The following is a 9,731-nucleotide window of genomic DNA, read 5'->3' as shown; positions in this document are numbered from 1 at the left end:
GAACACCTCCACTCAGCCTCCCGAAGGGGCGGGTGAATCAAGATCAAAAGCGGCAGGCGAGCTAACGCTCGGCCTGTTGAGTGGTGAGGGGCGGGTGTACGCCGCTCCATTGTGGGAGCGGGCTTGCTCGCGATGGTGGCCTTACAGGCAACGATGTTTATTGGTCGGTAAAAACGTCAGAACCTTCCCACATGTTTTTCAGGTTGTCCGTCGGAAGTGGAATCTCTAGCCTTTGTCCGTCGCTGACAATTCAGCGTCTGGGCGTCGCGGCCCTTTGATCTGATGCATAATCGCTCCACCTAGCAACAGCACTTTTGTGTCTGTCGTTTCGTGTTATGGCGACTGTGCGCGGGATACCTTCGGGTATGTCGAGTTACTCAGATCTCGGTCCGCGAACCCGCGTACAGTTGCCACCTAAAATTGCGTCGCGGCAATTGGGTGTGGCTCCATTTCAAATCTGAGAGGTGTCACCATGTTCAAAGCAACCCCGAATCCCCCTGAAACTGACGACGTTTCGCCCTACGAATCCCTCGATTCGAAAAAACTTAACGAAGCCGCCGAACGCGCGCTCGACCACTACCTAAAACCACCACCCAAACAACCCGAAGGCCGCAAGCCAAGCAGGATGTTTCAGGTCGCCCCGGACATGGACAACGAAAGCCTGCTGGCCCATGTCTGCGAATCACTGGCCTCAGCCAGCGTCATGACCAGCGATATCGCCGCCTATGTCGACGCCCCGCAGCGGCATACGCTCCTGGCGATTCAGCAGGTGATCATGCTGGCCGAGCTGGCGGTGAATCGGGTGCTGGATAACGTCGACGTACCAAAAGCCGCGCCACACAGCTGACCCCTTGTAGGAACGACCTGTGGCGAGGGGGCTTGCCCCCGTTTGAGTGCGTAGCACTCACAAGATCTTTGGACCACCAGAGGTTTTGGGGCAGCTTCGCAGCCCAACGGGGGCAAGCCCCCTCGCCACAGGCTCGTTGGTCATTCAAGAACCAAAGGCCCGCGCCAGCGCGGTGAAGCTCGGTCCGGCCAGCACGATCAGCAATGCCGGGAAGAGGAACAGCATCATCACCACGGACATTTTCGCGGACATTTTGGAGATGTATTCCTGTAAGCGAGTCAGGCGTCGGTCATCGAGCAGCAGCTTGAGCGCCAGCAGTGATTTCATCGCGCCGCCGCCTTGGTGAATCAGTTGTTGAAGGATCACGCAGGTGTCGGTGAATTCGTCCACCGCGAGCAATTGGGTGGCCTTGTTCAGTTCTTCGCCCAGTTCCAGACCAGAATCGACCCGCGCCAGTATCAGGCGCAATTCGTGGGTCAGGGTCGGTAGCAGTTGTTTGCCTTCGACGCTCAACACTCGCAGTGACTGTTCCACCGCCATGCCGGATTCGAACAGGATGCGCAGCAGTGGAATGAAGGTTGATACCTCGATCGCCAGTTGTTTTTGCCGCTGCTGCGCGGCGGCGGCCAGTAAGCGTTTGGGCAGCAGGTAGCCGAGGGCTGTGGCGAGGGTTGGAGTGATCCAGTGGTTGTTCACCTGCGGGAAGAACAGGCCCTGGATCAACAGGCACAGGGCCAACGCCAGCACCGGTGTGCCGATCTGGCAGGCGGCGAACAGCGAGCGTTGTCGGGCGCTGCGCCAGCCGAGGCGGTTGAGCAGGGTCTGGGTTTCGTTGTCCAGTTGGATCGAACGCTGACCGATGCGGCTGTCGCCCAGCAGTTGTAGCCAGTGACTGACGCGATGGTCGCTCAGCGGTTTGCCGTCCAATCGTTGGGCCACCTGGCGCGCACGCCGGTGCTGGTCCAGCAGGCCGCTGAGCAGCAACAGCGTGGCCGCCAGAAACAGCAGTGCGCTCAGCAGCAGGGCGATTTTCATACGCTTCGCAACATGCGCCACAGCGCCAGGCAGCCCACGACCTGCAAGCCGAACGCGGTCGCCAGCATCAGTTGTCCCGAGCCGCTGTTCCACATGGCCAACAGGTATTTCGGATTGGACACCAAAAAGTAACCGGCAAGCCCCACAGGCATCAGCCCCAGCACCACGGCCGTGACGCGGGTTTCGCCGGTCATGGCGCGCAGTTGGCGCGCCGCCTGGTCTCGTTCGCGGATCATTTTGATCAGGTTTTCAAACAGCTCACTGGCATTGCCGCCGTAGCGGTGATTGACCTTCAGGCCCAGGGCGAACAGGCGAAACTCGTCTTTCTCATACAGCTCGGCGAGGTCCGAGATGGCGTCCGGCAGGCTGACGCCCAAGTGCACGTTGCGTTGAACCCGACCCATGGCGTCTTTCAGTGGCGCTTCGGCGGCGTTGATGGCGCCCAGCACTGCATCGGCCAGGGTGCGTCCGGACTTCAGGCTGCGCACGGTGTGGTCGAGCAGCGTCGGCAGTTGTTCGATCATGCGCTTGAGTCGGCGCTGATATCGCCAGCTGATGTACAGCCGCAGAGCCAGGGGCGGCACCAGTAGCAACATCAACAAACCGATCCAGCCCGCGAGGGCAAACCCCAGCAGGGCGCCCAAGGCCCAGAGCAGCAGCCACGACCCGATGCGCTCGGTGGGGCGCCCGAGGCCGGCGCGTAGAAAGGTCCGTTCCAGGCCAGACCAGGATGATTTCGCCACGGTCAGTTGCGGTTGCCCCTGGGTCAGGCGGCCGAGGGTTCGGTCGATGCCGGCCTGTCGCAGACTGTTGTAGAACAAACGGATCGACACCCCCAACAGCGTCAGGCAAAGCAGGATGAGCAGCGCCGGTTTGAGCATGCCGTGACCCTCAATACGCCAAGGGAGAGAGTGCCGACTCGCGACGCAGTTTGTCGCCGGCGGGGTTGGCCGCCTCGCGCAGAAAACCGCGGCCGGTGTGTCGGTCGAAGCGGAACAGGGTGTTGGTCACGTAGACGTCGTCACGAATACCGACGACCTCCACCACTTCGCTGACGCAGCGGCGGCCATCGGGCAGGCGCGTGAGTTGGATCACTACGTCCAGCGCCGCGCAAATCATTTGCCGCAGGGTGCGTTCGGCGATGAGCCGTCCGGTCAGGCCCACCAGCGTCTCCAGGCGCAACAGTGCATCCTGGGCGTTGTTGGCGTGCACGGTGCTCATGGAGCCGTCGTGCCCGGTGTTCATGGCGGTGAGCACGTCGACCACTTCGACGCCGCGAATCTCGCCGAGGATGATCCGGTCCGGGCGCATCCGCAGCGCGTTGCGAATCAGGTCGCTGGCCTTCACTTCGCCGTGGCCTTCGGCATTCGGCGGTCGGGTTTCCAGGCGCACCACGTGAGGATGGCCGAGTTGCAGTTCGGCGACGTCTTCGATGGTGACCAGCCGTTCGTGAGGGGCGATCAATTGGCTGAGAATGTTCAGCAGTGTGGTCTTGCCGGTACCGGTACCGCCGCTGACCAGGATGTTGCAACGCTTGCCCACAGCCTCCTGAATGAACTCGAAGATCGCCTGGTCGATGGTTTGCATCGCCATCAGGTCGGTGCTTTTGAGCATGTCCTTGCGGAACTTCCGAATCGACAGGCATGGGCCGTCGAGGGCGATCGGTGGAATGATCGCGTTGACCCGACTGCCATCGGGCAGGCGTGCATCGACCATCGGCGAAGACTCATCGAGCCGTCGGCCCAGGGGCGCGAGAATCCGTTGCATGACCCGCTCGACGTGGTGGTCGTCGATGAACCGCAGGTCACTGAGGTGCAACACTCCCTCACGTTCGACGAACACCCGGTGCGGGCCGTTGACCAATATTTCGGTCACCGCCGAGTCGCGCAGCAGCACTTCCAGCGGACCGAAACCGGTGAGTTCGTCGACGATTTCTTCCGCCAGCCGTTCCATCTCGTAGCGGGAAATCGCCAGGTGCAGACGGGCGATGTATTCGGCGACTTTGTCGGTGACGAACTGCGACAGCATGGGCCGCGACCCTTCCAGCAGGTTTTTTCCGGACTCTTCGATGGCGTCGATGATGTAGCGGTGCAGCACCAGTTTCAGGCCTTCGTGGTCGGTATTGCCGGTCGGCCCGTGCGAAGGCGCGCCGAAGAGTTTTTCCCCGCTCATTGCACGCCCCTCAACCGGTTGAACCAGCCAGCCTTGGGCTTATCCGGGCTTTCGGAGCGTTTGGCCAGCTGTTCGCCGAGGGCGCGCAGGCTTTGGGTCAGGCCCTCGCGCGGGGCCAGCTCGAACAGGCTCAGCCCTTGATTCTTGGCGTTGAGTCGCACTTCCGGGCTGTAGGCAAACACCGCGATCACCTCCATGCCGAAAGTTTTGCCCAAGGTGTCGGAGTCCGGCGGGACGCTGCGCAGGTAGCGGTCCACCAGCAACCTGGCGTGGTCGAGCTTCAGGCCTTTTTCGCGCCAGCGGCTGAGCACCTCAAGGTTGCGTCGGCAGTCGAGCACGTTTTGATCGGTGTACCACAGCAACTTGTCGCAATGGCTGACGAAGGTGCGCAATGCTTCACTGTCCGACTGGCCGGTGAGGTTCACCACGATGTGCTGGAAATGTTGGCGCAAGGCACTGAGCAGCATGTACAGCTCGGCGGCGCTGGTCTGTTCGAGCGGTTCATCGTTGCTGGCGTAGGCGAGGATTCGCAGCCCGGCGTCGCAGGTAGTGAAGGCGCTGTCGATCAGCGTTGCGTCGAGGCGCCTGAGGTGGCGCAATGCATCGCCGAAATGAAACGAACTCTCCAACCCCAGCAAGGCCAGGCTGTCGCCACGGGGCAGCCCCAGATCCAGCAACAGCGTTTGCTGGCCGCTCTTTTGCACCACGTGCGCCAGGTGGTTGGCGAGCAACGCGCCGTCGCCATTGCCCTGCGCGCCGTAAAGTACGGTCAGGCCACCTTGTGGAATCTGTTGGGTGTTCGGCGCCACGGTCGGCAGGCGTTTACTCAGGCGTCGCACCAGGCCGGCGACTTCGCTGGACCGCGAGCCGTAAGAGACAAAATCCCGTGCTCCGGCGCGCATGGCATTGAGCACCAGTTGGTTGTCCATGCCATCGCCCAGGGCCACGATCGCCAGCATCGGTTTGGCTTCCAGGGCACCTTCGATCAACGCGCTCTGGGCCACCACATGCTCATGGTCCAGGCCCACGAACACCAGGCTGGCGAAGGTCACGTCCACCAGTGTCAGGAGCTCGTCGAGGTTGCCGCCACCGGCGCTGATCACTCGACCCAAAGGGGCGAGCGCCCCTTGCAGCCACTCCAAGTCGGTGTTGTTGCGTGTGATCGCGAGGAAGGTCTGGCTCAGGTTCTGGCTTTGGCTCATTGCGATAATCCGCCGTGTTTATCGACGTGGCCGTTTTCGAGGAAGTGCTGCGTGAAACATCTGCGCATGGAGAGTCCTCGCTCGATTCAGGGCGTTTGTTGGGTGACGGCATTGCCGCGAATGACTTCCACGCTCGGCTTGCGAGGTGCTGCGCCTCTGGGGGCGGGGGATTGTGGAGTGCCGGCCAGGGCCAGTTGACTGAACTGCACCAGCTCGCGGTTGGCGTTGGCCAGGCTCGCCGATGAGTCACCACGGCCGGCCCAGTATTGGCTCAGGCGTTGTTCTTCGGCGCTGCGCACAGCCAGACGCAAAACCCCGACCTGCGCCGCGAGCATCAGGCGGCTCAAGAGGGATTCAGGGACGGCGAGCAACACGGTGCGGGCGCTGGTGCGCAGTTGTTCCTGCTTGAGTTTCTCTTCATGGCTGAGTGCCGGGTTGGCAGGCTTGCCATCATTCGTCAGCCCCAACTGCTCGCCGACCCCGAGTACGCGCAACGCCGGGACCACGACCTGGGCCGACTGCTGGAGGTTGTTGGTGTCCATGCGCAGAAACAGCAGCACATCGACATAATCGCCGGGGCTCAATTGGCCGCCGACATTGATCACATCATCCGCCGCCACGGCGAGGGCGCGTTCATCGGCGCGGATCATCCGCGCCAGCGTACCGCCGGCTTCGAAACTCTGATCATTGAGCCAACTGCCGGCGGTGAGCGCGCGCCAGGGTGTACGGCCAATGGCTTGTTCGAGACGGGTCAGGCAGCCCACCGGGGCGGTACGCAGTTTTTCCAGGGTCACGTCGGCGGCGGTGATCTGCTCGAACGGTGCGATATCACGCAGCAGCACCACCACCGGTTGGCGGGTCGGGTCGTCCACCGAGGCCAGTATCGAGGGCGTTGATGTGCCGATTTGTGCGACAGGCTCGGGGGCCGGTTGGCGACTCAGCGCCAGCCCCCAGTAACCGGCAATGATGGCGCCTGCCAGAAACAGCCCGGCCAGGCCCAGGGTGACGCGGCTGTTCATGAAGGCTCTCCCCCTTTCCTGCGGCGTAACGCCCCCAAGCCTTCTAACGAGATGACTTCGTAATCAGGCAGTTATGAACGTGGGACTGTTTCGCTATTTGACGGTAGCGCAGGTAAAGCAAAATGCCATCACTGAGCGGTAAATATCTGACAAAAGTAACGGGCTGATGCCCAAAGTACTGTTTTGTGACGTTAATCAACCGGTTACTGCTTAAGTATTAATGCGTTCTTACAGTTGTTGGGCATGGGTTTGCCGACAATGCTGATGCTGGCATATGGGAATCATGTTGCGGCAGTGCAACAACCGCTGTCATTCAGGAGACGCGTCATGTCCTTCTCTAAAACGGTTCAGAAGATCAAATCCCACATCGCTTTTTACAAAGACCTTGCCAAAGACACCGAAGGTGCTTCGGGCATCGAGTACGCAATCATTGCAGGCATGGTGGCCGTGGTGCTGGCAACGTTTGTGGCACCTATCTCCACGGCGGTCACCACAATGTTCAACACGATTTCAGCTGCGCTTTGATTTGAAGACTGGCACAGGCAGTCATTTGCCAATCCTGCAAAGGGCTTCTAACGTCATGGCTTAGTCCATTGCAGGTGTTGCCCCATGAACGCTCCAACCCTCCCTCGGCAACAGCTTCTTCTGGTCGATGATGAGGAGGATGCGTTACTGGAACTGGCGGAGTTGCTGGAGGGCGAGGGTTTTACGTGTTTTACGGCAACGTCGGTCAAGCTCGCCCTGCATCATTTGACTCGTCATCCTGATATTGCGCTGGTGATTACTGATTTGCGGATGCCGGAGGAAAGCGGCATCTCGTTGATCAAGCGTCTGCGTGAGCACACGGCTCGTCAGCATTTGCCGGTGATTGTGACGTCGGGGCATGCGGATATGGAGGATGTGAGTGACATGTTGCGGTTGCAGGTGCTGGATCTGTTTCGCAAGCCGATCTATCACGTGCGTTTGTTGGATACGTTGAATAATTTGTTTCCGCAGCCTCGGGGTTTGCTGAGTTCCTGAGCGTACTGTGGCGAGGGGGAAAGCCCCCCTCACCACAATCCATCAGGCAACCGGCCGCCACTGCCCCGCCATATGCTCGATCTCCCCGGCCCCCATCAACTGGAAGTCCCCACTGGACCCCGCCGCGCTGGACATCAGCGTCACTTCGCTGGGCAAACGCACCGGTTTTCTGAACTGCACCGCAATCTCGACGTTGGCCGTCGGTAGATGATCGCTCAGGGCAGCCAGGGTGCGCGCCTTGTTCCACAGGCCATGGGCGATGGCGCTGGGAAAGCCGAAGAGTCTGGCGCTGATCGCGCTCAGGTGAATCGGGTTGTAGTCTCCAGACACTTTGGCGTACCGGCGACCAATGTCCGCCGGTGCTTTCCAGTGGGCCACTTCGGTCAGCGACAAGGTCGTTGCAAACGCTTGCTCGACAGGCTCGCCTGCCAGTTTGACCCCGCGACAGAGCATCTGGCTTTCGGCTTCCCACAGCAGCCCCAATTGGTCGTCGAGCGTCGTCACTAACTCGAAGGTCGCGCCCTTGGCATGGGGTTGCAGGTTCTGCACCTTCACGCTGACCCGCACGCGGCTCACGCCACCCATGGGGCGCAAGATGCGGATGCGATTGCTCAAGTGAATCAGCCCCAGCAGCGGGAAGGGAAACGCCTTGGCGGTGAGTAGTTGCATCTGCAAGGCAAACGCCAGGATGTGCGGATACGTCGGTGGCAGCAGCCCGTTGTCGGCGAAACCACACACTTTGCGATAAGCCTCCAGGCGTTTCGGATCGACGTTGACCCAACAGTGATAACCCAGCTCAGGCAGTGTGGTGCCGGTGATTTTGCGTCGCGTCGCCGCTCTCAAATACAGCGTCTGCAGGCCCGGTTCGCTATTGAGTGTGTGCCAGTCGGTGGTCATGGTCAGGCTCCCAACACGCTTTGCCCGCACACGCGCAGTGCTTGCCCGGTAAACGCTCCGGTGCCCGGTTGTGCCATCCAGGCCACGGCTTCGGCGACGTCTTGCGGCAGGCCGCCCTGGCCCAACGAACTCAAGCGCCGCCCGGCTTCGCGTACGCCGAAGGGCAGGTGCGCGGTCATCTGGGTTTCGATAAACCCTGGCGCCACCGCGTTGATGCTGATGCCGCGCCCTGCCAGCAGTGGCGCCCAGGCCTGGGCCAGGCCAATCAGCCCGGCCTTGCTCGCGGCGTAATTGGTTTGCCCGCGATTGCCGGCGATGCCGCTGATGGACGCCAACAGGATCACTCGGCCGTCGTCGCGCAGGGTGCCGCTGTCGAGCAGCGCCTTGGTCAGCACTTGCGGTGCGTTGAGGTTGACCGCCAGCACCGCGTCCCAGAATTCCGGGGTCATGTTGGCCAGGGTTTTATCCCGGGTGATGCCCGCGTTGTGCACCACGATGTCGACGCCGTCGGGCAAGTGTTCGATCAGTTGCGTGGCGGCGTTTTCGGCGCAGATGTCCAGGGTGATGCTGCGTCCGCCGAGGCGAGCGGCCAGGGCGTCGAGATCGGTTTTGGCCGGCGCCACGTCGAGCAGGATCACCTCGGCGCCGTCCCGGGCCAGGGTTTCGGCGATCGAGGCGCCGATGCCCCGGGCTGCCCCGGTTACCAGTGCCTTGCGCCCTGACAAGGGGCGTGTCCAGTCCATCACCTGCGTCGCACACGCCTTCAAACGTATGACTTGTCCGGAAATGAACGCACTTTTGGGCGAGAGGAAAAACCGCAACGGGCCTTCGAGTTGATCTTCGGCCCCTTCGCCGACATAGATCAGCTGCAAGGTGCCGCCGTTGCGCAGTTCCTTGGCCAGCGAACGGCTGAACCCTTCCAGCGCCCGTTGGGTGCTGGCGGCGAACGGGTCGCTCAAGGTCTCTGGCGCGCGACCGAGAATCACCAGGTGCGCATGGTGATCGAGATTTTTCATCAGTGGCTGGAAGAATTCGCGCAGCTGTTTCAACTGATCGACCTGCACCAGGTCACTGGCGTCGAACACCACGGCTTTGAGTTTCTGGCCGTGGCCGGGAATCCACGCGGTGGCCAGGGTCGGATCGGTGCCGTAGCTGTAAATCGTGTCGGTCAAGCGGTTGGCGAGGGTGCTGATTTTTTCCGTCAGCGGGCCACCGCCAATCAACAGCGCCCCCTCGACAGGCCGCAATCGGCCTGCTTGCCAGCGTTCCAGCCGTACCGGCGACGGTAGACCCAGGGCAGCGACCACACGATGGCCGATGGACGAATTGGCGAAATCGATATAGCGGTCAGACATGAATCACGCTCCAGAAGCCGGGGTTAAAAGTGTGGACCAGGAATGGCAATTAGTCGTTCGATCCACGAGATAAGGCCTACGCTTGAACATTGCAGGTTGGTTTGAGCTTGGGTTTAGCAGGTCTTTCAGGAATTGCAGCCCGCTCCCACAGGGATGTGTGTTCACCATTGACTATCAGAAGGAG

The 9,731-nt window shown here is 61.2% G+C and carries 10 protein-coding genes; 3 read left to right on the top strand and 7 right to left on the bottom strand.

Annotated features, from left to right (window positions below; genetic code table 11):
* Nucleotides 1-472: 472 nt before the first annotated feature.
* The gene (locus tag AC07VO_RS29590) at nucleotides 473-847 is read left to right on the top strand and encodes a DUF6124 family protein (protein WP_086944033.1); all 375 of its coding nucleotides are present in this window, start codon (nucleotides 473-475) and stop codon (nucleotides 845-847) included.
* Between the two features lie 144 nt (nucleotides 848-991).
* Here AC07VO_RS29590 and AC07VO_RS29585 read toward each other — a convergent pair whose 3' ends face one another.
* The 5 genes from AC07VO_RS29585 to cpaB form a co-directional block, all read right to left on the bottom strand.
* A complete protein-coding gene (locus AC07VO_RS29585) occupies nucleotides 992-1,882 on the bottom strand; it encodes a type II secretion system F family protein (RefSeq protein WP_064616076.1) in 891 nt (296 codons plus the stop codon).
* Nucleotides 1,879-2,763, bottom strand: a complete 885-nt coding sequence (locus tag AC07VO_RS29580; protein WP_086944032.1) for a type II secretion system F family protein — start codon at nucleotides 2,761-2,763, stop codon at nucleotides 1,879-1,881. The genes AC07VO_RS29585 and AC07VO_RS29580 overlap by 4 nt, the downstream gene beginning before the upstream one ends.
* Before the next feature lie 10 nt (nucleotides 2,764-2,773).
* On the bottom strand, nucleotides 2,774-4,054 hold the full coding sequence (locus AC07VO_RS29575; protein ID WP_018928399.1) for a TadA family conjugal transfer-associated ATPase: 1,281 nt from the start codon (nucleotides 4,052-4,054) through the stop codon (nucleotides 2,774-2,776).
* Nucleotides 4,051-5,256, bottom strand: a complete 1,206-nt coding sequence (locus AC07VO_RS29570) for a CpaE/TadZ family protein (protein ID WP_086944031.1) — start codon at nucleotides 5,254-5,256, stop codon at nucleotides 4,051-4,053. The genes AC07VO_RS29575 and AC07VO_RS29570 overlap by 4 nt, the downstream gene beginning before the upstream one ends.
* 86 nt (nucleotides 5,257-5,342) lie before the next feature.
* A complete protein-coding gene (gene cpaB, locus AC07VO_RS29565) occupies nucleotides 5,343-6,275 on the bottom strand; it encodes a Flp pilus assembly protein CpaB (protein ID WP_018928397.1) in 933 nt (310 codons plus the stop codon).
* A 327-nt stretch (nucleotides 6,276-6,602) separates the two neighbouring features.
* Between cpaB and AC07VO_RS29560 the strand changes: the two genes are divergently transcribed.
* A complete protein-coding gene (locus AC07VO_RS29560) occupies nucleotides 6,603-6,800 on the top strand; it encodes a Flp family type IVb pilin (protein ID WP_064616077.1) in 198 nt (65 codons plus the stop codon).
* A gap of 84 nt (nucleotides 6,801-6,884) precedes the next feature.
* Nucleotides 6,885-7,295 carry a response regulator gene (locus tag AC07VO_RS29555; protein ID WP_064616078.1) on the top strand — a complete coding sequence of 137 codons (411 nt, stop codon included), beginning with the start codon at nucleotides 6,885-6,887 and terminating at the stop codon, nucleotides 7,293-7,295.
* 42 nt (nucleotides 7,296-7,337) lie between these two features.
* Here AC07VO_RS29555 and AC07VO_RS29550 read toward each other — a convergent pair whose 3' ends face one another.
* Nucleotides 7,338-8,192: a MaoC family dehydratase gene (locus AC07VO_RS29550; RefSeq protein ID WP_064616079.1), complete on the bottom strand. Its 855-nt coding sequence runs from the start codon at nucleotides 8,190-8,192 to the stop codon at nucleotides 7,338-7,340.
* A 2-nt stretch (nucleotides 8,193-8,194) separates the two neighbouring features.
* Nucleotides 8,195-9,547, bottom strand: coding sequence for a 3-oxoacyl-ACP reductase (locus tag AC07VO_RS29545; RefSeq protein ID WP_086944030.1), 1,353 nt, complete (start codon nucleotides 9,545-9,547; stop codon nucleotides 8,195-8,197).
* Between the last annotated feature and the right edge of the window lie 184 nt (nucleotides 9,548-9,731).

This window comes from Pseudomonas sp. GW821-FHT03E01 (assembly GCF_059420765.1).
This window is presented reverse-complemented; position numbering and strand designations above follow the sequence as displayed.